This is a genomic window from Micromonospora sp. KC207 (genome assembly GCF_004348615.1).
In the GTDB taxonomy this organism is placed as follows: Bacteria; Actinomycetota; Actinomycetes; order Mycobacteriales; family Micromonosporaceae; genus Micromonospora.
Genome location: NZ_SMKJ01000001.1, coordinates 58,332 through 80,536 on the forward strand (window position 1 = coordinate 58,332; position 22,205 = coordinate 80,536).

The 22,205-nt window shown below is 71.0% G+C and carries 22 protein-coding genes; 4 read left to right on the forward strand and 18 right to left on the reverse strand.

Going from position 1 to position 22,205, the window contains the following annotated elements:
• Positions 1–48: 48 nt before the first annotated feature.
• The 16 genes from E1258_RS00265 to E1258_RS32965 form a co-directional block, all read right to left on the reverse strand.
• The gene (locus tag E1258_RS00265) at positions 49–1,386 is read right to left on the reverse strand and encodes a cation:proton antiporter (protein WP_132395650.1); all 1,338 of its coding nucleotides are present in this window, start codon (positions 1,384–1,386) and stop codon (positions 49–51) included.
• Positions 1,387–1,432: 46 nt separating this feature from the next.
• Positions 1,433–2,626: a twitch domain-containing radical SAM protein gene (locus E1258_RS00270; protein WP_132395652.1), complete on the reverse strand. Its 1,194-nt coding sequence runs from the start codon at positions 2,624–2,626 to the stop codon at positions 1,433–1,435.
• A gap of 32 nt (positions 2,627–2,658) precedes the next feature.
• Positions 2,659–3,939 carry a class I SAM-dependent methyltransferase gene (locus tag E1258_RS00275; protein ID WP_132395654.1) on the reverse strand — a complete coding sequence of 427 codons (1,281 nt, stop codon included), beginning with the start codon at positions 3,937–3,939 and terminating at the stop codon, positions 2,659–2,661.
• A 1-nt stretch (position 3,940) separates the two neighbouring features.
• Positions 3,941–4,789 (reverse strand): class I SAM-dependent methyltransferase, encoded by an 849-nt coding sequence (locus E1258_RS00280; RefSeq protein ID WP_243715077.1) that lies wholly within the window; start codon positions 4,787–4,789, stop codon positions 3,941–3,943.
• Positions 4,786–5,730 carry a phytanoyl-CoA dioxygenase family protein gene (locus tag E1258_RS00285; RefSeq protein WP_132395656.1) on the reverse strand — a complete coding sequence of 315 codons (945 nt, stop codon included), beginning with the start codon at positions 5,728–5,730 and terminating at the stop codon, positions 4,786–4,788. The genes E1258_RS00280 and E1258_RS00285 overlap by 4 nt, the downstream gene beginning before the upstream one ends.
• Positions 5,727–6,500, reverse strand: coding sequence for an FkbM family methyltransferase (locus tag E1258_RS00290; RefSeq protein WP_243715079.1), 774 nt, complete (start codon positions 6,498–6,500; stop codon positions 5,727–5,729). The genes E1258_RS00285 and E1258_RS00290 overlap by 4 nt, the downstream gene beginning before the upstream one ends.
• Positions 6,490–7,518: an aldo/keto reductase gene (locus E1258_RS00295; protein ID WP_132395658.1), complete on the reverse strand. Its 1,029-nt coding sequence runs from the start codon at positions 7,516–7,518 to the stop codon at positions 6,490–6,492. The genes E1258_RS00290 and E1258_RS00295 overlap by 11 nt, the downstream gene beginning before the upstream one ends.
• A 45-nt stretch (positions 7,519–7,563) precedes the next feature.
• The gene (locus tag E1258_RS00300; protein ID WP_132395660.1) at positions 7,564–8,307 is read right to left on the reverse strand and encodes a class I SAM-dependent methyltransferase; all 744 of its coding nucleotides are present in this window, start codon (positions 8,305–8,307) and stop codon (positions 7,564–7,566) included.
• Between the two features lie 76 nt (positions 8,308–8,383).
• Positions 8,384–9,655: a nucleotide disphospho-sugar-binding domain-containing protein gene (locus E1258_RS00305; protein WP_132395662.1), complete on the reverse strand. Its 1,272-nt coding sequence runs from the start codon at positions 9,653–9,655 to the stop codon at positions 8,384–8,386.
• Between the two features lie 52 nt (positions 9,656–9,707).
• Positions 9,708–10,382 carry a phytanoyl-CoA dioxygenase family protein gene (locus E1258_RS00310; RefSeq protein WP_132395664.1) on the reverse strand — a complete coding sequence of 225 codons (675 nt, stop codon included), beginning with the start codon at positions 10,380–10,382 and terminating at the stop codon, positions 9,708–9,710.
• A complete protein-coding gene (locus tag E1258_RS00315) occupies positions 10,379–11,116 on the reverse strand; it encodes a bifunctional 2-polyprenyl-6-hydroxyphenol methylase/3-demethylubiquinol 3-O-methyltransferase UbiG (protein WP_007074576.1) in 738 nt (245 codons plus the stop codon). Before E1258_RS00315 ends, E1258_RS00310 begins: the two co-directional genes overlap by 4 nt.
• Positions 11,117–11,170: 54 nt before the next feature.
• Positions 11,171–12,199, reverse strand: a complete 1,029-nt coding sequence (locus tag E1258_RS00320; protein WP_132395666.1) for an NAD(P)-dependent oxidoreductase — start codon at positions 12,197–12,199, stop codon at positions 11,171–11,173.
• Positions 12,200–12,303: 104 nt separating this feature from the next.
• Positions 12,304–13,293, reverse strand: coding sequence for a dTDP-glucose 4,6-dehydratase (rfbB, locus tag E1258_RS00325; protein WP_132395668.1), 990 nt, complete (start codon positions 13,291–13,293; stop codon positions 12,304–12,306).
• A complete protein-coding gene (locus tag E1258_RS00330) occupies positions 13,293–14,360 on the reverse strand; it encodes a glucose-1-phosphate thymidylyltransferase (protein WP_007074573.1) in 1,068 nt (355 codons plus the stop codon). The genes rfbB and E1258_RS00330 overlap by 1 nt, the downstream gene beginning before the upstream one ends.
• Positions 14,361–14,507: 147 nt before the next feature.
• The gene (locus E1258_RS00335; RefSeq protein WP_132395670.1) at positions 14,508–15,254 is read right to left on the reverse strand and encodes an HAD family hydrolase; all 747 of its coding nucleotides are present in this window, start codon (positions 15,252–15,254) and stop codon (positions 14,508–14,510) included.
• The gene (locus tag E1258_RS32965; protein WP_165949583.1) at positions 15,251–15,430 is read right to left on the reverse strand and encodes a hypothetical protein; all 180 of its coding nucleotides are present in this window, start codon (positions 15,428–15,430) and stop codon (positions 15,251–15,253) included. Before E1258_RS32965 ends, E1258_RS00335 begins: the two co-directional genes overlap by 4 nt.
• Before the next feature lie 25 nt (positions 15,431–15,455).
• On the opposite strand from E1258_RS32965, the gene E1258_RS00340 reads away from it, so the two are divergent.
• Entirely contained in the window at positions 15,456–16,208 is a 753-nt protein-coding gene (locus E1258_RS00340) for a GH25 family lysozyme (protein WP_132395672.1), read from the forward strand.
• Between the two features lie 83 nt (positions 16,209–16,291).
• Here E1258_RS00340 and E1258_RS00345 read toward each other — a convergent pair whose 3' ends face one another.
• Together E1258_RS00345 and E1258_RS00350 are read right to left on the reverse strand one after the other, a co-directional pair.
• Positions 16,292–16,519, reverse strand: a complete 228-nt coding sequence (locus E1258_RS00345; RefSeq protein ID WP_132395674.1) for a hypothetical protein — start codon at positions 16,517–16,519, stop codon at positions 16,292–16,294.
• Positions 16,520–16,648: 129 nt separating this feature from the next.
• Positions 16,649–18,781 (reverse strand): serine/threonine-protein kinase, encoded by a 2,133-nt coding sequence (locus E1258_RS00350; protein WP_132395676.1) that lies wholly within the window; start codon positions 18,779–18,781, stop codon positions 16,649–16,651.
• Between the two features lie 93 nt (positions 18,782–18,874).
• Between E1258_RS00350 and E1258_RS00355 the strand changes: the two genes are divergently transcribed.
• The 3 genes from E1258_RS00355 to mycP all read left to right on the forward strand — a co-directional run bounded on the left by E1258_RS00355 (position 18,875) and on the right by mycP (position 22,180).
• Positions 18,875–19,087: an acyl-CoA carboxylase subunit epsilon gene (locus tag E1258_RS00355; RefSeq protein WP_132395678.1), complete on the forward strand. Its 213-nt coding sequence runs from the start codon at positions 18,875–18,877 to the stop codon at positions 19,085–19,087.
• 125 nt (positions 19,088–19,212) lie between these two features.
• A complete protein-coding gene (locus E1258_RS00360) occupies positions 19,213–19,674 on the forward strand; it encodes a hypothetical protein (protein WP_132395680.1) in 462 nt (153 codons plus the stop codon).
• 1,456 nt (positions 19,675–21,130) lie between these two features.
• A complete protein-coding gene (gene mycP / locus E1258_RS00370; protein WP_243715081.1) occupies positions 21,131–22,180 on the forward strand; it encodes a type VII secretion-associated serine protease mycosin in 1,050 nt (349 codons plus the stop codon).
• The last annotated feature ends 25 nt before the right edge of the window (positions 22,181–22,205 follow it).

A 22,205-nucleotide genomic window follows, 5' to 3' on the forward strand; every position in this document is an offset into this window, starting at 1 on the left:
GTCCCGCACGGGCCCTCCCTGCTGTCGACGGATCTTCAGGTGGCGGGATCAGCCCGGCCGCTGGTCCACCGCAGGGGTGGCGGCCCACTCCAGGTGGCGGCTCTCCCGCAGGGTCTCCTCGGCGTTCTGTTCGACCCGCCGCATGGCGACGCGCAGCATCGGCGGCGCCATGACCGAGGTGACGACCGCGACCAGCACCACGATGGTGTATGAGGCGGTGTTCAGCACGCCCAGGCGCAGCCCGACCATCGCGATGATGATCTCTACCGCACCGCGCGCGTTGAGCCCGGCGCCGAGGGCGACGCCCTCCCAGTGGCTCTGCCGGGCCAGCCGCGCACCCAGGTACGCGCCGGTGTACTTGCCGAGCACGGCGAGCGCCAGGATCACCGCCCCGGCGGCGAGCACCACCGGGTCGGCGAGGGCCCGCAGATCGACCCGGAGCCCCGCGCTGGCCAGGAAGATCGGGGCGAGCACGGACAGCACCACCGTGCGCAGTGGTGCCAGCCGGGCCGGGTCCCCGTTGCCGGGAAGGCCGATCAGGACGCCCGCCACCAGCGCGCCGAAGATCGCCTCCAGGCCCAGCGCGTGCGCCCCCGCCGCGAAGGCCAGCACGATCACCACGGCGACGGCGCTGGCGGCCCCGCTGTCGGGCTGGGCGTTCGCCCAGCGCATGGCGCGCCGGGTCACCGGCCGGCCGACCAGGACGGCCACCGCGAGGTAGACCACGAGGTGAAGCAGAGCGGTCACCACCTGTCCGGCGGTGAGGGCGCTCACCGCCAGCGACGAGATGAGCGACAGCAGGAACCAGGCGGCGGCGTCCTCCAGCGACGCCGCAGCCAGGATGATCTGCCCCACGTCGCGGTGCAGCAGGCGCATGTCGGTGAGCGTCTTCGCGATCACCGGCACGGCGCTGACCGCCATCGCCACGCCGACGAACAGCGCGAAGACAGTCCGCTCCTGCCCGGCCGCGAGGAGCGCCGCCGGGGCCAGCAGGCCGGCGGCGATGCCCAGGCCGAGGGGCACCGCGAGGCCGCCGACGGCCACCGCGCCGATCGTGCCGGCCCGCCGCCGGACCAGCCGGAGGTCCAGGTGCAGACCGGCCACGGCGACCAGCAGTACGACGCCGATCTGACCGATGGCGTCGAGCAGGTGGACCTGGTCGGAGTCGGCGGGCAGCAGCCACCGTCCGATGTCGGGTGCCAGGGCCCCCAGCACCGAGGGACCGAGCAGCACCCCGGTCAGCAGTTCACCGACCACGGCCGGCAGGCCGAAGCGTTGCGCCACCCGTCCCAGGACGACGGCGAGTAGCAGCAGCAGGCCCACCTGGAGCAGGAACAGCAGCAGCTGGTGGGAGCCCAGCGGGGGCGCCGGCGCGGCCACGATCACGATCGTTGCTCCTATCGTCTCGACGCCCGGCCGGGCCCGCCGGTGGTCAGGCCGCGATCTCGGGCGGCAGGTCCACCGGGTCGGCCGAGTTCATGAAGGTCCGCAGGGCCCGCAGGTCGGCGGCGGGCTTCTCCCAGCCCAGCCCGGCGCACCAGTCGATGAGGGAGGTCAGCTCACCGGTGGCCCGGGTCTTGTCCTCCTCGGGCAGGCTGAGCACCGACATCTCGGCCGGCCACTGCACCACGTTGGCCAGGTCCACGTCGAGCCCCTCGGCCCGGGCGAACTCCAGCAGGTCGCGCAGCCCCCAGACGTTGTCCCGCTGGGGTGCCACCTGGAGCCAGAGGTTGACCTCCGAGCGGGCCCGGCGGACGTTCGCGATGAAGGTCTCCCACTTCGCGCCCTGCCGGATCCGCTCGAACACCTCGCCGTAGCCGTCGCAGGAGGCGCCGATGCCGATGCTCTTGAAGTGCCGGAACCGGTCGAAGACCGACTCCGGCAACACGGTGAGGTTGGAGTTGTAGACGACGTCGACGTTGCCGGCGTCACCCGTCTCCACCAGCAGGTCGAGCAGGGCGAAGTGGCCCGGCTGCATGAACGGCTCCCCACCGGCGAAGTACAGCCGCCGGATGAGGTGGGCGTTCTCGCGCAGGGTCTGCCACAGCTCGTCGTCGTCCCGGTAGGCGTCGATGACCGCGGACGACCAGGCCGGCCGCTTCTTGGCGCCCCAGCCCGAGCTGACCGGGTACGCGCACATCACGCACCGCAGGTTGCAGGTGTTGCCGAACCGGATGTCGAGGAAGAACGGGAAGTCCTCGACGGTGCCGTCGGGCGCGGTGCGGGCGGCCAGCCGGTCGGGGTCGGCGATGTCCCGGAACCGCTGGTTGATCTCCTGCCGGTACGACAGCGCGCCGTGGTCCTCGCGGTGGTAGCAGTAGGAGCAGGCGTCGACCCGCTCCCCGGCCAGCATCGCCAGCCGGGTCCGGCGCATGTTGGGACTGTTGAAGGCATCCGCCAGGCCCATCACCCGGCCGGGGTTGTCCGCCGCGTAGCGGGACCGCGGCGAGCAGCCGACGGCGTCGTCGTTGAGCAGGAACTCCGGCTCCTCCTCCTGCTCGTACAGCTTGTTGTGGTACATCGAGTCGTCCACGCAGCACCGCCCGTAGACACCGTCGATGGACGCGCAGAGATGGATCCAGGGCAGCACGCACATGGTCCGGGACCGGGCTTGCGGGTCAGTCATGAGAGTTGATCACCTCGGTGGTGGGGGCGGTGTCATCCCGGTCGGCCGACCGTCTCGACCCGGGGCAGCGGAAAGATCAACCGGGTGCCGCTGGCCAGCATCTCCGCCTCCCGGGCGACGATCTCGTCCCGGAAGTGCCAGGGCAGGACCAGGTAGAAGTCCGGGCGGGCCGCCCGCGACTCCTGCTCGCTGATGATTTCGATGTCCGTGCCGAGGGTGCGCGCGCCCACCTTGTCCGGATTGCGCTCCGCGGCGTACCGGATGAGCTCGCGGTCGATGCCGCAGAACTGCAGGAGGGTGTTGCCCTTCGTCGAGGCGCCGTAGACGTGCACCGTTCGGCCCTGGCCCCGCAGCTCGCGCAGCAGGGCGCTCACCTCGTCACGGTGCTGGCGCACCTGCTCGGCGAAGCGCTGGTACGGGGCGTCGCCGTCCAGCCCCAGCGTCAGCTCCCGGTCGGCGAGTGCTCTGACCGAACCGTCGGCCCGGCCGCCCGCCTCACCGGCCCGGGTGACCACGCAGCAGATCGAGCCGCCGTTCACCCCGTTGAGGCTGGCCCGGACGATCTCCAGGCCCGCCGCGCCCAGAATGCGGCTCAGCGTGGCCAGCGAGTAGTAGGACAGGTGCTCGTGGCAGATGCTGTCGTAGCCGGCGATCTCCAGCATCGCCGGCAGGTAGGCGACCTCGACCACCCAGACCCCGCCCGGGGCGAGCAGCGCCTCGACCTGACGGGCGAACTCCACCGGGTCCTCGACGTCGTAGAACATCGCAATCGACGTGACCAGGTCGAAGCTGCCCGCGTGCGGGACCAGCCCGGGGCTGGGAAAGAAGTCGCGGATCAGATTGAAGTCGTCGGGCGCGTCGTCGGCGGCGCTGGAGGGGTCGATGCCCCACCGCTGCGCGTCGGTCAGGTTGCCCAGCAGGGTGCCGTCGTTGCAGCCGATGTCGAGCACCTTGCCGGGCCGCTCCCCCAACACCTCGACCGCCGCGTCCACGACGTCGGCGAGATGCCGGCGCATCGTGTCGTTGATCCGCGAGCGGTACCAGTAGGTGTCGTAGAGCAGCCCACCCGGCAGGGTGTGCCGCAACTGCACCAGGCCGCACGGGTCACCGCCGTCGCGTTCCGCGCACCGGGTCAGCTCCAGGGGCAAGCGCACCCTGGGCGGGTCCGACACGCCGGGCTTCACGAAGCTGCCCTGTAGGTACTGGGCACCGAGGTCGAGGACCGTACGCAGGGTCCCGCCACACACCCGACAGGTGGTCCGCTCGACCACCTCCGACACCAACTCCTCGCCGGCCGCCTTTAACTGGCTCACGTCAGGCCCTCCTCGTCTCGTGCCGGTGTGCGGGACCAGGCGCCCCGTCGTGCGGTTTGCTGGCGACCAGCAGGATGTCCAGGTAGAAGGGCTGGTCGGGGCCCTCGCTGCGGCCGAGATGCCGGAACGCCCGGTCGAGGTACTCGTCGAGCGCGCGGGGCCGCAGCCGGTCCACCAGCCACAGGGCGCGCAGGGCCAGGCCCACCGGGCCGCCGGACGGCCAGCCGTGCTCGCGGCCGTACCAGCGCAGCAGCAGCAACAGGCCGCGCGGCCCGCAGGTCAGCTTGACGGTGCGGTCGACGGTGAAGCCGGCCCACTCGGCCTGGCGGGCCAGCCCGTCGGCGGTCCACCGCCACAGGTCCTGGCCGCCGTGCTCCTCCCACACCCCGTGGGTGGAGAGCACCAGCCGGCCGCCCGGGCGCAGCAGCCGGTACGCCTCCCGCAGGTACGCGTCCGCGTCCGAGACGTGTTCGAGCACCTGGGTGGAGAGCACCCCGTCGAACGTCCCGTCCGGCACCGGGCAGCGCCCGTCCCGGTCGAGGGCGTGGTCGGCCGGCAGGGACTCACCGCCCGGGATGTCGGCGGTCTGCAACTCGGCGGAGCGGAACAGGCCCCGGTATGGCGAGGTGCCCGCGCCGTAGTCGAGCCAGACCCCCGTGGCGTCCCGGACCGCCTCCGCCAGCGCGTCGCGCAGGTCCAAGAAGTGGGCGTATGCCCAGTCCCCGGGCCGGGGCTCGACCCGCTCCCGGAACCGTTCGGCCATCAACTCGTCCAGCGACGGGCCGGTGGGGGCGGTGCCGGCACCGGTCAGCAGGGGACCAAGCCCGGGTACGCGCCGCAGCAGGGTCACCAACGCCAGTACTCCTCGTGCGGGTACCGCATGGTCGTCGGCTCCGGCAGGCCCTCCCAGCGCCGCAGCGACGCGGCGGGCCGGTACTCGAAGGGCTGCTCGCCGGCGTGCTCCGGTGCCGCCCGCCGCTGCGCCAGGCAGGAGAGCAGCACCTGCTGCTTGAGCCCGATGTACTCCGGCACGTGCGGGCCGAGGTCCAGCTCGACCTCGGCGGGCCGGTACTCGAAGTAGATGACCCGGCGCCGCTTGCCGGTCACCGCCGGCGCGGCGTGCAGCATCAGGATGTTGTGCAGCATCACGTCGCCCGGGTTCATCACCGCCGGCACCGCCCCGGTGGTGTCCCACTCGGTGGCGTTCATCCGGGTGGTGGTCTCGTTCGCCCGGTCGGTGTCCCAGTAGTTCGACTGCGGGATGCACCAGACGCAGTTGTCCTCCGGGGCCGGGTCAAGGTAGATGCCGACGTCGATCACCCGGCCGGCGCCGGTGATGCCGACCGCGTTCTCCGGGTAGAGGCCGCCGTCGCGGTGCCAGGGCAGCCGGGGCGCCCCCGCCTCGGTCTTGAAGACCATGCTGTCCCAGGTGGGGATGAGGTTGGGGCCGACCAGGTCCTCCATCGCCCGCAGCAGCCGGGGGTGGCCGGCGAGCCGGGCGACCACCGGGGACTTGTCGACCACGTACTCGATCCGCACCGGCGCCGCGTCCGGCTCGTGCGGTTCCAGCGTCCAGATGGTGTCGGTCATCGTCCGGGTGCGCCAGGCGTCGTCGATCAGCTCGTCGGCCGCCGCCTGCACGGACCGCAGCTCGTCGGGGTCCAGCAGCCCGCGCAGGATCAGCGCGCCCTGCCGGCGGAAGGCGGTCAGGTGCTCCGGAAGCAGCCCGGTCTCGTGGATGTGGCACTCGGGGACGGTCTGCTCGGTGCGGACGTCCACAGTCGCGCTCATGGTTCGGTTCCCTTCTGCCAGGCGGACGGTTCGTGCTGCCCGGAGCCGCCGGCCGGGCCCGGGCTCGGTCGGTCGGCGACGAAGTACCAGTGCTCCCGCAGCGCGTCGGCGAACCCCGCCCGGTCCAGCGCCGGCTGCCCGGCGCGGTGCCCGGGCAGGGTACGCAGCTCGTAACCCAGCTCGGTCACGAGCAGCGCCCACAGGTCGGCGCTGGTGGTGCCGTACTCCCGCATGGCGTGGTCGCCGCCGTGCTCGAAGACGATCACCGGCCGCCAGCGGCGGAGCAGCTCCACGGCACCGCGCAGGGCGAGCACCTCGCCGCCCTCGGTGTCCACCTTGACCAGGTCGATCCGGCGGTCGCCGGGGAGCACGTCGTCCAGGCGCACGGTGTCGACCGTCAGCTCCCGCAGGGTCTCGTCCGGGCGGTCGTAGGGACGCTGGCGCAGCCCGCTGTAGCCGGGGTTGGAGACCACGTGGACGAAGCTGTCCCGGCCGGTGCGCTCGGCGGCGGCGGCGGCCACCACCGTCACGCCGGGGAAGTCCCGGCGTAGCCCCTCGGCGTACGACGGCAGCGCCTCGACGGCCACGTGCCGGCCACGGGGGGCGACCCGCAGCAGGTGACGCAGGATGTCGCCGGCGCCGGCCCCGATGTCCACGGTGTTGGCGTCCGGTTCGCAGATCTGCTCGATCAGCGTCACGGTGAGCTGGTCGTACCAGTCGTTCATCGACAGCGCGCCGGCCGCGTCGGTCGCGGAAAGCTCAGTGGACATCGTCACGCTCCTCGGTCCGGCTCGCCGGTCCGGCCCCGGAGCCGACCGACGGCGCGGTACGGACCAGGAGTTCCAGCTCCCGCAGCTCGATCTCGGACAGCTCCAGGCCGGCGGCGCGGACGTTCTCCTCGACGACTCCGGGCGACTGCGCGCCGAACACCGGCACCACCCCGGCCGGGTGGTGCAGCGCCCAGGCCAGTGCCACCTGCGCGACGGTGTGCCCACGCTCGGCGGCGAAGGCGGCGAGGCCGTCGACCACGTCGAGCAGCTGGGCGTAGTCCTCACCCCGGAAGGCGTGCGAGTAGGCCCGCCAGTCCTCGGGGGCGAATGCCTGGTCGCGGTGCAGCGCGCCGGTGAGCAGCCCGTGGGCGAGCGCGGAGCCGCCCAGCACCCCGACGCCGGCGGACTGGCAGCGGGGCAGCACATCCTTCTCGGCACCACGGTCGAGCAGGTTGAACGGCACCTGGACGACGTCCAGCAGCCCGGTCGGCACCAGCTCGGCCAGGTCGCCCGCCGTCACGTTGGCGAAGCCGACACGGCGGGCCAGGCCCTCGCGCACGAACCCCGCCAGCACCTCGGCGGTCTCCGCGAGCGGGATGGTCGGGTCGGGCCAGTGCACGGAGTACACGTCGACGTGGTCCGTGCCGAGCTGACGCAGGCTGGCCAGCAGCTCGTCCCGGAGGAACGCGGGGTCGCTGTTGCGCACCGTCCGTCCGGGCGGGTCGAGCTTGTGCCGTCGCACGCCGGGCCGGGTCTCCAGCCCGCCGGCCGTGGCGATCACGATCTCGCCCCGGTGCGCGGGCAACAGGTCGGCCAGCCCGCGGGCCAGGGCCGCCTCGGCGGCCCCGCCGCCGTACGCCCGGGAGGTGTCGAAGAGGGTGACGCCCAGGTCGAAGGCCCGGCGGACGGCCTGCACGCCTGGTTCGATCCGCCGGCCCCACTGGCCGCCGAGCGCCCAGGTGCCCAGGCCGAGCGCCGATACCAGCGGCCCCCGCTCACCGATGCAGCGCTGCCGCACGGCGTCCTCCCGCCCGGTGCCCCACCCACGCCCGTCGGCCGGCCGTCACGCCGCCGGCTCCCCGTCGCTGCGCAGCGTCAGGAACACCACGCCGTCGTGATTGATCATCTTGTCGGTGAGCGGCGTCAGCCCGGCCTCGGCGGCGATGCCGGTCATCAACTCCACGCCGTGCCAGTTCAGAAACCCCTTGAACTCCACGGGGTTCGCGTCGCGGTACCGCTCGGCGTAGGTGTGGAAGAAGCCGCGCGTGTTGTCGCCGAGGTCCAGGAAGTTGAAGCAGAACAGCCCGCCGGGCCGCAGGATCCGCCGGATCTGACGGAAGTAGAGGAAGACCTCGAAGACGTTGAGGTGGATGAACACGTTCAGGGAGAACCCGGCGTCGAACGCGGCGGTCGGCAGCTTCTCCAGGAAGTCGTTCTCGATGTGGTGGTAGGAGACGTTCTCCCGGCCCTCGCAGGTGGCGCGCGCCTTGTCGAGGAAGGATCGGCTGACGTCGGCGCAGAGCACGGCGCGCACCCGGTCGGCGAGCCCGGCCGCCATGATGCCCTCGCCGCTGCCGATCTCGAAGATCTCCGACTCCGGGCCGAGCCCGAGCTGCTCGACGACCAGGGCGACCTTGTCGACACGGTCCTGGAGGTACTCCTCGCGCGGCTGGTAGCCGGCGAGCTGCATCTGCATCTCCTCCGGCGTGTTCCACTCCCAGACGTAGTTGAGGTCGCCGGTGCTCCGCAGCGGACAGCCCCGGGGGGCGTCCTGCGGCGGCGGCGTCGCCTGCTTCGCGTCGTTCATCGGACCTCACTCGCGGTCTTGTCGGGCTCTGCGGGGACAACTGGGCGGGCGGCTGCGGAAGACTGGGCGGGCGGTGTCACGGACGCCGGGCGAACTCGGCGACGTCCTCGGGGCTCAGCGCGCCGGTGTCGGCCAGCCGGGCGAGGAGTTCGGCCACCTGGACGGCGGTCGGCCCGGTGGTGACGGACTCCCGCATCCGCTGCGCCGCCACCCGGAATCGGTGGTCGTAGAGGACGGAGCCGAGGGCCTCCTCGACCTCCTCGCGGGACGCCTTCAGGCCGGGCAGCGTCTTCGTCGCGCCCTGCGGGTCGAGCCGCCGCCCGTAGATCAGGGCGTCGTAGTTGAGCGCCAGCGACAACTGCGGCACGCCCATGGCGAGCCCGTTCATGTAGCAGTTGGCGCTGCCGTGGTGCACCAGCAAGTCGCAGTCGGGGAGGATGAGCTCCAGCGGGCAGTTGCTGAGCACCCGCACGTTCGGCGGCAGCGCGCCCAGCCCCTCCACCTCGGAGGAGGCGGCGGTGATCACGACCTCCACGCCCCGCTGGGCGGCGGCGTCGACGGCGTGCCGCAGCGCCGGCACCTGCGCGCCGAACACGCCCGTGGCGGAGTTGCCCCACACCACGCAGACCCGCTTGCCCCGGCGCGGACCGAGCAGCCAGGGGTCCACGTCCTGGGAGCCGTTGTAGGGCTGGTAGCGGATCGGGATCCGCAGCGCGTCGCCCATCGGCGGGATTGCCACGTCGGGCGACGGGTCGATGGCGTACCGGATCTGGTGCCGGCTCCACTCGACGCCGTACTTGCGGAACTCGGTCACCGGGTCGCCGGAGACCAGGTCGAGCCCGGGCTCGGTCTCGATGGTGCCGATGAACCCGGGCGAGAAGTAGACGCTGGGAATGTGGTGCAGCTCGGCGACCAGCGCGCCCTCCACGGCCATGATGTCGTGGACCACCAGGTCGGGCCGGTAGTGGGCGGCGTAGTCGACCGCGTTGTCGTAGCTGCGCTGGACCGCGGTGACCGTGCGCTTCCAGTAGTCGGCGAGCAGGTCGGTGTCGAAGTCGGCGAGCGAGTCCATCGGCCGGCCCGTGAAGGGGTTCAACGGCAGCGGTTGCTCCACCATGTGCTGCGGGGTGTAGAGGGCCTGGACGTAGAAGCCCAGCCGGGCGCTCTCCATCATGTCGGGTCCGTCGAGCACCGAGACGGGCATCATGCCCGCCGCGGCCACGCCCCGGACCTGGGACGGCGAGCAGGCTACCTTGACGTCGTGGCCGGCCGCCCGCAGCGCCCAGGCCAGCGGCACCATGCACATGTAGTGCCCGGCCCAGTTGGACACGGTGAACAGAACCTTCATCGCAGCCTCTCTGTGGCCTGCCGAGGGGAGGTTGGGGATCGCGGCCGGACGGTCAGGAGGTCAGGACCGGCAGCTCCCGCGCGGGATCGGCGAACTCGATCACGATGGTGCGCCGCCACTGGTCGGAGGGGTTCGGCCCGGAGCCGTGCACCAGCCGTACGTCGTGGACGATGAAGTCCCCCTCCCGCGAGGGGACCGGCACCCGCGGCCCGGCGTCGCGCACGGCCGTGACGTCGGCGTCGTCGGGCAGCAGGTGGGAGCCGGGCACGCCCTCCAGACAGCCGTTCTCCGGCCCGGCGGTGTCCAGGCAGATGCTGATGTTGCAGACCGCGTGCGGGGGGACGTTGACCCGATCCCGGTGCCACGGCACACCGGCCGCCCGCAGTGGCTCCTTGAGCACCAGCGCGAAGGCGGTGGGCACGACCGGGGTGCCGAGGACGTCGACGGCCACCGCGGCGATCTCCGGCCGGTGCAGCAACTCGCCCTGCGGCCAGTCCTGCTTTTCGAGGTTGTGGATCCGGTACAGCACCGGCTCCGCGCCCTCGACCTCGTAGTTCCAGTAGTCGGCGTTGGCCCGCGCCGGACCGGCGAACCGGTCGATCAGGCCCACCGCGCCGACCTTGAGCTGGGCCAGCACCTCGGGGTCGAGCACCGGCCCGACGTGCGCGATCCCGTCGCTGCGGAACCGGCTGGCCACGGCCTCGCGCTCCCGCGACATGGTGGTCATCGGAGGCTCACCCCTTCGGTCGGTCGGCGCGTGCCGGTGCGGCGGCCGACGGCGATGATGTCGCACACCTCCGGCGACCGGCGCTCGTGCAGCACCTCCACCTCGGCGAAGCCGGCGTTGTGCAGGGCGGCGAACAGGGACTCCCGGTCGAGCCAGCGCACGTCGACGCTGAGTCCCCGGGCCTGCGGCTCGGGGTGCTCCTCGCGGACCTGCTTGACCGTGTAGCCGTCGATCGGTTGCAGGTCGCCCACGCCGCCCCAGTAGTGGGTGGAGAGGTAGATTCCCGCCGCGACGCCCGCGATGTCCTTCAGCAGGGTCCACGGCTCGCGCACGTGGTAGAGCAGGCCCGCGCAGAGGACGGCGTCGAACTCGCCCAGCTCGGTGAAGTCGATCCGCTCCACGTCGGCGACCCGCAGCTCCACGTTGGTGATGCCGTTGACCTCCATCACCAGCTCCGCGCGGCGCAGGTTCTCCGGACGGCCCTCCAGGGCAAGCACCGTCGTGCCGGGGTGCCGGGCGAGGGCGAGCGTGTCCGCGCCCTCCAGTGCGCCGAGTTCGAGGATCCGCCGCGCGTCGGGAAACGCACCGAAGAACTTCGCGGCCCGGTCGGCCGGGGACTGGCTCAGCAGATAACCGTGCTGGGAGCCCTCGGCGTAACGCACTCCGTCGTGCTCGAATCCATTCACCCACGGCTCGAGCGCGGCGACGCGGCGACGAATCTCTTCACGGTCCATGGGATCAAAGCCTAGCGATGCCACTGCGGTTGCGGACTAGTGTTTTCATCATATTCAGCGGCTCGCCGTGCTGAGCCTTTCGTTGACCAGCCGGGCCCATTCCGGAATCCGGTCCCCGCCGATCTCGATATCGAAGGACGACTGGAGTTCCGCCGGCCCGGCGTCGGCCGCCCACTTGGCGGTGCGGGCCAGCCCCTCGGCCAGCGGGGTGTCCGTCCAGTCGCCGAAGACCGATCGGGCCAGCTCCGTCGTGGTGTACGCGGTTCGCACCTCGTCCCGCGACGGCAGGTGAGCGATCGGATGCTCCGGCACGCCGGCCGCCGACCGTACCGCCTGGGCCAGCTCCAGCACGGTGTTGGTGCTCGACGAGCCCACGTTGAACACCCGCCCCCACGCGGCCTCGGTCTCGGCGGCGCGGCTGACCACGTTCACCACGTCACCGACGTACGTGAACGCGCGGACCTGGCCGCCGTCGCCGTACACGGTGATCGGCTCGCCTCGCAGGATCTGGTTGAAGAAGATGGCGACCGCGTTGCGGTACGGGTCCCGCATGTTCTGCCACTCGCCGTAGACGTTGTGCATGCGGAAGGCGGTGAAGGGCAGCCCCTGGGTCCGCATCGTCACCTCCAGCTCGCGCTCGACCAGGTACTTGGCCAGGCCGTAGCTGTCCGCCGGGACGGGGACGACGGACTCGCGCATCGGCGTCTCGCCGTGGCCGTAGACCGCCACGGAGGAGGCGAAGCAGAAGAACCGCACGCCGGCACGCAGCGACGCGTTGATCAGATTTATGCTGCCCATCACATTGGTGCCGTAGTTGAGCTGCTTCACCGAATGGCTGATCGCCTCCGCCGCGAAGGCGGCGAAGTGGAAGACCCGCTCGAATCGGTTATCGGCGAACAGTGAATCGACGAAGTCCACGTCGGTCACCGAACCGACGGCCAGGTCCACCCCGGCCGGAACCCGCTGCCGGCTGCCGCCGCTGAGGTCGTCCAGAACGGTGACCCGGTGCCCATTCCTGACCAATGACTCCACCAGGTGCGAGCCGATGAATCCGGCACCACCAGTCACCAGACAACGAACCATCCGGGGCTCCTTCGTCAATAGATCCGGAAAGGGTTGACCGAGCGGGCGATCTGCGGCGCGCCCTTCGTCGGCGAAGCGCCGCCCCCCGTGGGGCGGCGCTCGCCTCAGGGCACCGGCGACCGGTCGGCCTGCTGCTTCAGCGGCTCCCACCAGTCCCGGTGCGTCCGGTACCAGTCGATCGTCTCGGCCAGGCCGTCGGCGAAGGCGACCTCGGGCCGGTAGCCGAGCGCCCGCAGTTTCGCGTCCGTCAGCGAGTAGCGGCGGTCGTGGCCCTTGCGGTCCGGCACCCGCTCGACCCGGTCCCACCCGGCCCCCAGGGCGTCCAGCAGCCGCCCGGTCAGCTCCATGTTGGACAGCTCAGCCGTGCCGGCGATGTGGTAGACCTCGCCGGGGACACCGCGGTCGACGACGGTCTGGATGCCCCGGCAGTGGTCCGTCACGTGGATCCAGTCGCGGACGTTCCCGCCGTCGCCGTACAGCGGCACCCGTCGCCCGTTCAACAGCTCGGTGACGAACAGCGGGATCAGCTTCTCCGGAAACTGGTACGGCCCGTAGTTGTTGCCGCACCGGGTGAGGCAGACCGGCAGCCCGTGGGTGCGGGCGTAGGCCAGGGCGATCAGGTCCCCGCCGGCCTTCGCCGCCGCGTACGGGGAGTTCGGCGCCAGAGGGGTGTCCTCGGCCCAGGAACCCTCGTCGATGCTGCCGTAGACCTCGTCGGTGGAGACCTGGACCACCCGGGCGACCCCGGCGTCGAGACACGCCTGCATGAGCGCCTGGACGCCCTGCACGTTGGTGCGGACGAACTCCGCCGAGTCGGCGATGGACCGGTCGACGTGCGACTCGGCGGCGAAGTTGACCACCACGTCGTGCCCGGGCAGCACCTCGGCCAGCAGCGCCGTGTCGCAGACGTCGCCCTGGACGAAGGTGATCCGGTCCTGGACCGGTTCGAGGTTGGCGAAGTTGCCCGCGTACGTCAGCTTGTCCAGCACCGTCACCCGGGCCTGCGCCGTGTCGGGGTAGGCACCGGTGGTCAGGTCGCGGACGTACTGCGAGCCGATGAAACCGGCACCGCCGGTGACCAGGACGCGACGCATCAGACCCCCACCCGGACTTCGCTGTGATCGCCGAGGACGAACCGGTGCGTCTTGGGCACCCGGGGCCCGGGGACCACCCGCGCCTCCCGGCCGATCATCGAGAACTCGATGCGGCCGATGCCCTCGATGTAGGCGCCGCGCAGCACGATGGAGTGCTCGATCTCGGTCTCCAGCAGGGTGCAGTCGCAGTCGATCGAGGTGTACGGGCCGAGGTAGGAGTTGCGGATGATCGAGCCGGCTCCGACCACCACCGGGCCGACGATCCGGGAGCCGCTGACGTCGGCGCCGGCGCTGATCACCACCGGGCCGATCAGTTCGGTGCGGTCGTCGACCTTGCCCTCGACCAGGGGCTCGACGCTGCCGAGGACGAACCGGTTCATCTCCAGCATGTCGGCGAGGTTCCCGGTGTCCTTCCAGTAGCCCGTGATCATGGTGGAGTCGACCCGGTGGCCGCGGTCGATCATCCACTGCACCGCGTCGGTGATCTCCAGCTCGTTGCGCCAGGACGGCTTCAGCTCGGCCACGGCATCGTGGACCACCGGGCTGAAGACGTAGACCCCGACCAGGGCCAGGTCGCTCTTGGGGTGCTCGGGCTTCTCCTCCACCCCGATCACCCGGCCGTCCGCGCCCATCTCGGCGACACCGAAGGCGTGCGGGTCGGCGACCCGGGTCAGCATGATCTGCGCGTGCGGTCGCTCCTGCCGGAAGCGCTCGACGATGTCCTTGATCCCGCCGACGATGAAGTTGTCGCCGAGGTACATGACGAAGTCGTCGTCGCCGAGGTAGTCGCGGGAGATGAGCACGGCGTGCGCCAGCCCCCGGGGAGCCTCCTGCGGAAGGTAGGTCACCTGGAGGCCGAACTGGGAACCATCGCCGACCACGCGCTGAATTTCGGGCGCGGTGCTGCCGACGACGATGCCCACCTCCTCGATACCGCCCTCACGAATAGCCTCGAGCCCGTAGAACAGCACCGGCTTGTTGGCCACGGGAATGAGTTGTTTGGCGGACGTGTGGGTGATCGGACGCAATCTCGATCCCACCCCTCCCGCCAGGACCAGCGCCTTCACGAACGCCCTCGAAAGGATGGGACCGAGACGGGTCGCTGGTTCACGAGCACTCCAGGGGTCACGGTGGACTGGGCTCTTCGTGAACGTACCGAAGGATCACTCGTGATTTCCCTACTTATGGGCCACTGAGGTGTGATCGGTTGATCTCTATGCGTCCGTCATTTCCGGAAACGCGGGCCCGGCCGGTTCGCCGCCGACCAGTTCGAGCACGGCGGCCAGGCCGTGCACGGTGTCCGGCGGGCTGGCCGGCAGCAGCAGGGTCTGCAGGCCGGCGTGCACCGCCCCACCGTCGGTTAGGGTGTCGCCCACCATCAGCGCCCGCTCCGGGGCGACCTTCAGCTCGTCGCAGGCGGTGCGGAAGATCCGGGGGTCGGGCTTGACCGCCCCCACCTCGTGGGAGAAGACGTAGGCGTCCACCAGCTCCGCCATCCCGTACGCCGCGAAGGTGGGCCGCAGGTCCCAGGCGATGTTGCTGACCACGGCGGTGCCCACGCCGCGCCGGCGCAGCTCCGCCAGGACCGGGGCGGCGTCGCGGTAGGGCAGCCAGCCGTCCGTGCGGAACAGCCGGTCGTAGAGCGCCTCGGCGAGGCCGGGATGGGGCAGGTCGACGGTGGAGAGCAGGCCCACGTACGCGCTGCGGTGCGTTTCGGGCGAGAGGTCCCGGCGGGCGTACGTGTCGGCGAGCCCCGGCGGGACGGCGTGCGGCTCCGGCCCGCCGGGACGGCCGGCCGCCAACAGCAACCCGGTCAGGGCCTCCTGCTGCGCCGGGTCGAGTTGGACGCCGACGGTGGCCGCCGCCGCCCGCAGCCAACGCTGCGGCAGTTCCACGGCGAACAGCGTGCCGGAGAAGTCGAACAGGACGGCGTCGATCGGACGGGGCAGGGGGGTCGTCATCGCTCTCCTCGGTGCAGCCGCGTCAGGGCGGCACCAGCCTGGCAGCGGACCAGCCGGATGTCCATCATGGAGGAATGCGCCGGGTCGGGCGTGCCCGCCGTGGCCGCCGGTCCGGGCGACAGGCATTTTCGGTCACTCTTGCCTTCCAGGCGGATTTCTTCAAAGATGGCTGTCAATTCTTCAGCGATCCTGGAGGCATCCGTGACCCGTACCCGAACCGCCCTGCGCCGGCTGCTCGCCGCCGGCCTGGCCAGCCTCGCCACCGCTGCCGCGACCCTCGTCGCCACCGCCGGCCCGGCGGCGGCCGCCACCACCCCCGGCATCGACGTCTCCCACTACCAGGGATCGATCAACTGGACGAGCGTCCGCAACGCGGGCATCCAGTTCGCGTTCATCAAGGCCACCGAGGGTACGAGCTACAAGGACCCCAACTTCAACGCCAACTACGTCAACTCCTACAACGCCGGAGTGATCCGGGGGGCGTACCACTTCGCCCGGCCGAACATCTCCTCCGGCGCCACCCAGGCCAACTACCTGGCCAGCAACGGCGGCGCCTGGTCGGCGGACAGTCGCACCCTGCCGGCCGCGCTGGACGTCGAGGCCAACCCGTACAGCGGCGGCACGTGCTACGGCCTCAGCACGTCCGGAATGCGTAGCTGGATCCAGGACTTCCTGAACATGTACAAGGCCCGCACCGGCCGGTACGCGGTCATCTACACCACCACGAGCTGGTGGAACCAGTGCACCGGTAGCTGGACCGGGCCGTGGGCCAACCACCCGCTGTGGCTCGCCCGCTGGTCGAGCACCCCGGGCACCCTGCCGGCCGGCGCTTCGGTCTGGAGCTTCTGGCAGTACACGGCCTCCGGCAGCGTCTCCGGGATCAGCGGCGACGTCGACCGCAACAACTGGAACGGCGACCGCGCCCGGCTGATCGCGCTGGCGAACAACACCTGACCCGAACGCCCGGGTAGGTGGTTGGCGGCAGCGGAACCGATTGCGACCGTACGGTCGGCGGCCGGTCCTGCTGCCGCCAGCCCTCACCCGGCCCGTGTCGCGGGCCGCGCCGGCATCCGGTCCTGCCGGTCCGGCGTGGCCCGCCGTGCCATCCGCCAGGCGGCCACGCCGGCGACGGCGCCGGCCACGACACCGAACAGCGCGAACAGCACCGGAAGACCCGCGCTGACCAGCAGCAGCACCACGTCGCCGAACGCGACGAGCATCCACAGTGCCAGCCTGGGTCGAGCGTCCCTGCGTCGGTGTCCCATGTCGCACCTCCTCGCATCGTCCGGGATCAGATACCCCGTTCGACGCAAGTACATGCGAATCGACATCGCAGCGGCGGGAATCGCCTGCTCAGCGGGCCGAGTCGGCAATGGACGGCCCCGGCCGGGCGCTCAGTCGACCCGGTCCGGCTTGAAGCCCTTGGCGATCCGGTCGAAGTCGGCCAGCCGCGCCTGCCAGTCCTTGTTCGCCACCTCCCAGCGGAGGGCGTACCCCCGGTTGCTGGCGGTGACGAAGCCCCGGTTGCGGACGTGGATCCGAGTGCCGTCCCGATTTTCCAACCACTCCCAGTCCGCGCACGTCTTGTAGTAGTCGCAGCGCTTGATGCTCAGATACTGGTAGCCGTTGACGTAGTTCTTCCGGGCCGGTTCCTTCTCTTTCCAGTCGGCGTAGGCGTCGCCCTCCGGGGTGCTGGTCCACTGCACCAGCAGCTCGCCCACCCCGTCGCGCTCGTCGAAGACGATCGTGTTCTGCCCCACGCTGCGCCGCACCCAGCCCTTCGGCAGGGGCAGCGAGAAACCCGCCGGGTCCTTGTGCAGGAGCCAACCCTCCGGCAAGGCGTTCGGGTCCACGGACGGGCTGGCAGACGGCGTCGGGCTGGGCGGAACCGCGCTGCTGGTCGCCGGTGCGGCCGACGGCGTCGACGTCGACACGCCCGCCTGCGGGTCGCCGCCGGGCCCCGGGTCGTCGTCACCGCTGCGGCCGAGCAGCGGCACCGCCGCCAGCAGGCCGATCAGCAGCACCGCGACGAGCGCGCCGACCAGCAGGCCGCGGCGGCGACGTTCGGGCTTCGTGCCCCCGACGACGGTGGCCCGGCCCGTCGACGAGAGTGCCGGGCCGGCGGCGGCCGGCAGCACCGACGTCGGTGCGGCCTGCTCGCGGGGCGCGGCCGCGGGCTCGCGGGCCGGGGCGGGCGGCGAAACGGGCGCGGCCGCGCCCGGATCGACCCGGGTGTCGTCGGCCCGGCCGGCGGCCGGGACCCCGTCGGCCCCTTCGTCCGCTGCCTCGGCGGCCCGGTCCGCCGGCGGCCCGTCGCTTTCTCCGGCCGGCGTGCCCGCATCCTCGTCGGCGCTGGTCGCGGCGTCGGGGGCGGGGATCTTCGCGGTGGTATCGGCCGCCTGCGGGCCGAAGTCGGTGACCTTCGCGGTCGGATCGGCGTCGGCGCTCGGCAGGTCGACCTTCGCGGTCGGCGCGGCGTCCACCCCCGCCGGGACCTTCGCGGTCGCGTCGCCGCCGCCCACGCCGGCCGCCGCCGCGCCACCGGCGGCAAGACCACCTTCCGGGGTACGCGGTGCGGGCGGGGCCGCCGGCCGGCCGGTGCGCTGTTCGGCGGGGCGCGGCGCGGGCACCACCGGCGGTCGCGGCTCGCGCGGGCCGTTCGGCCCCGGCCGGCGTACGCCGTCGAGCAGCGAGATGGTCTTGGCGCGACGCCCGGCGGCCCGCCGCAGCAGCCGCTCGGCCACCTCGGCGTCGATCCGCTCGGCCGGGTCCTTGCGGAGCAGCCCGTTCAGCACCGGCTTCAACGGGCCGGCGTTCCTCGGCGGCGGCATCGGCTCGGTGGCCAGCGCCGCCAGGGTGGCGATCGCCGACGGTCGGGCGTACGGCGACTTGCCCTCCACCGCCGCGTAGAGCGTCGCGCCCAGCGACCAGAGGTCCGCCTCCGGGCCGGCGGTGCCGTCCCGCGCCCGCTCCGGGGCGATGTACGCCGGGGAGCCCAGCACCATTCCGGTCCGCGTCACGTTCGGGTCACCGGGGATGGTCGCCAGGCCGAAATCGGTCAGCACCACCCGGCCGTCGGTGCCGAGCAGCACGTTGCCCGGCTTGATGTCCCGGTGCATGACGCCGGCCTTGTGCGCCGCCTTCAGCGCGCCGAGCACCCCCAGGCCGATCTCGACCGCCTTGGCCGGCGACACCGGCCCGTCCTCCGCGAGAGTGTCCTGAAGGGACTTCGACGCCACGTACTCCATGACGATCCACGGGTCACCGTCGGTGCGCAGAACGTCGAAGATGCGGACCACGTTGACGTGGTTGAGTCGCGCGATGGCACGGGCCTCCCGCAGCGAGCGTTCCCGCATCTCGCGGCGCTCCTCCGGGGTGAGGCTGGGCGGCGGGACCAGTTCCTTGATCGCCACATCCCGGTGCAGCACCTCGTCGCGCGCCTTCCATACCCGACCCATGCCACCCTGACCGAGCGGCGAGATCAGCCGGTACCGGTCGGCAACGAGTTGGGGAAGCGCGTTCGACATCGGTGGAGACGGTACCCGGCGGCGGCCCGCCGCACACCGCCGGCACGCCACTGTGCGACGAAGGTCAAGTTCGCGACGCGTACGCTGAACGGCATGTCTGCCGAAGAGCCGCTGTTCCGGGTGACCCGGGGCGTTCCGACCGCCGAGGAACTGGCCGCGCTGGTCGGCGTCATCGTCGCCCGGACCCGCTCCGCCGCCGCTCACGCGCCCGCCGCGCCGTCGGCCTGGGCACGCAGCGGTCGGCCCGGCGCTACGGCGCTCGCCGCCCGCCCGGGAGCCTGGCGCGCCTCCGGTCTGCCCCGCTGACGCACTCGCCGGCATGTGCCAGTGTGGCCTGCCGCCGAGGCGGGTGGCGGCGGGGGCTCCCGGAGGTCAGCGACACCCGTTAACCTCACTCAGGGAGACGATGCCGTGACGGATAGGGAGGGTCGATGATTCCCGAGGAGGACCGACCAGCACCCTGGTTGAGCGGCTACGGCAGCATCGAGGCCGACATCCGCCAGATGCGCGAGTTCGCCGACAAGCTCCAGGCGGAGGTCGAGCGGAACTACGCACCGCATCTGTCGTACATCGCGGACGACATGAAGGCACAGATCCCCAACCCCGCCGACGCCTTCGTCGAACTGGTGCAGTTCCTCAAGGCGCACAACGAGACCCAGCAGGCCACCGCCACGATGGTCTGGTCCGTCGGTGGGGCCACCGGCCACCTGGCCACGGCAGCCGGCCGGATCGCCGCGCAGTACGCCGACTCCGACGCCTTCTCCGCCGCTCGCGTCTCCGACGTGGAGCGGGCCCTCGCCAACCCGGGCGCGGCGGGACAGGGCCGCCCCACGCCGGCTCTGCCCGACCCGACCAGCCCGGACGGCGGGCCGGGGCGGGTGGTGCTGCCATGATCGAGCGGGGCAGCGGCCGGACGTCCGGCCTCACCGACTGGCGGCTGATGGACCTGCTGAGCATGTGGGCGTGCATCCAGGACCACGAGACCGCCGGGCACTGGAAGCAGGTCGCCGGCTGGCGCAAGGTTTGCGACCTCGCGCAGGCCCACCTGGGCCGCCTCGAGGAGTACCGGCGCGGCCTGGCCGAGGCGTGGCCACCGGCGACCAACGCCGCCGCCCGGGCGTACCTCGGCGAACTGGACGACCTGATCGACAAGGTGCAACGCACCCACGACGCGGCTGCCGCGAACTACGACGCCCTCGCGGCCGCCACCCGAGCGATCAGCAGCGCCCGCACCGAACTCAAGCCGCTACACGACCAGTACGTGGAGAAACTCCAGCAGAAGCGGGCGTACGAGGCGACGACCGCCGATCCGAAGGCGCTGATGGGCAGCCGGCTGCCGGACAAGCCGGTGACTGACGCCGACCTGGAGCGACTCAACGCCCAGGCCCGAAACCTGATGTACGGGTTGAGCGGCGAACTCCAACAGGCCCAAGCAATGCTCCGCCAACCCCCTCCTTCACCCAAGGCACCACGACAGCCCGACAACCCAGACGCTTACGCCGGCGATGCGCCCATAATCCCACTCATCATGCCGGTTCCGATTTCATCATCAAGTCTGACAAATTCCTCTCGCGGAGAGACCAGCAAAGCACCTTCCCCAATTCCAACGCCTCAAGGCGTAGGCCCTGTACTGGGTGGAGCGAACGCCCCCTCACACCAGGCCATGCCTGGGGGAACATCGACCGCGTCGACCGGCGGATCACACAATATTGGAGCACCATCGTCCGGCCCTCTGACCCCTATCCCTCCCAGCCGTCCCGGCGCATTCAATAACCCTCCCGGGCAGTCCGTCCCTCCAACGCGGTCGATCGCCGGCGGTGCCAGCGGCAGTACAGTTTCTAATCCGAATCGACCGCTGCCCCCTAACGGCCTTATCGGTGGCGTGCCGGGAGCAGGGTTTGGGCAGCCTGGGGGAGCCACCTCATCTCGCAGGATCAACCCGGTCGGTGGCGTCATCGGAGGCGGGGGCGCTGGCACAAGTCCAACGGGAGCCGCTGGCTCTAGGCCCGGAGGCGGGCGCAGTAGCCTTATAGGCAATGTACACGGATTAGCTCCTACCGGTGGTGCTCCCGGGTTTGGAGCAACGCCCACTCGGCATGGAAGCCAGGAAAAGCGCGAGGAAGGTCGACACCTCTGGGATCCAGATCACCCGTGGGAGACCATTAATGGAGTACCTCCTGTGGTTCGACCCACAGATAACGATGAACCCATAGACCCTGGCCCAGCCATCGGCTTTGATCGGTGAATCGCTACATCTCAGCCAGCTTCGCACTGGCAACCCTCTGCACTGCAGCCACACCCCCTCTTGAACGGGTAACCGCAGACTACGCACAAGATGGCGCAAGTCAGATCAGGGGCGACCAGTGGCACCTGCGCTTTTTGAAAGCAGAAGAAGCTCAGCAGATCACCCGAGGGAAAAGAATTATTGTCGCCGTTCCCGACACTGGCGTGGACCCACATCCTGACCTTCAAAAGAACCTGCTGCCCGGAACCGATGTTTCAGGGGATGGAGACGGCCGCAAAGACGACGACAGTCATGGGACAGCCATGGCTGGACTGATCGCCGCTCACGGGCAGGCCACAGGCGTGGGAGCGCTTGGCATCGCGCCAGAGGCTCAGATTCTACCTATACGTGCACGACAAATAGATGGAAAGGGAGACACCGAAGATCTAGCTGCCAGCATCGAATGGGCCACCCTTCACGGCGCCGACGTGATAAGCATTTCCGCAGTGGCTGGCGCCAGCCAACGGCTGCAACAGGCCATCGAGAACGCCATCCAAGTAGATATTGTGATTGTGGCAGCCGCCGGCAATAATCCCTTTGACATCAGCGTCGGCTATCCCGCGTCAGAAGAGGGCGTTATAGCAGTAGGCGGCATTGATAGGGACGGAAACCTCGCAGCGGTATCGGTCACAGGACCCGCCGTAGACATAACCGCACCGGCAGTCGACATCTACAGCACCAGTTACGACGGGAAGTACTCCAAAGGCACCGGCACGTCCAGTGCCACAGCGATAGTCGCAGGGGCCGCTGCTCTGGTCCGATCGAAGTTTCCCGACCTGCCCGCCTCGGAGGTCGTCCATCGCCTCACTGCCACCGCCGTCGACAAAGGGCCGCCAGGGCGCGACGACGAGTACGGCTACGGCGTCATCGACCTGGTTGCGGCGCTTACGGCAGACGTACCCCCGGTGGGTTTCGAATCGGCGACGGCGGACGTGCCCGACGTTCCTGGGTCGACCACGACGGCGGTCGCCGAGCCGGCAGGCGAGGGTGACGATGGGGCGACGGCCCGAGGTCTGGCCACGTTGGGAGTGATCGTGGCTGCTGCGGGCGCTTGGGCGCTGGTCGCTCGACGGCGTCGGTTGAGCGACGACCCGCCCCCGCGGATCAGCCGGTGACCAGCCAGCACTGACGCCATGTCGG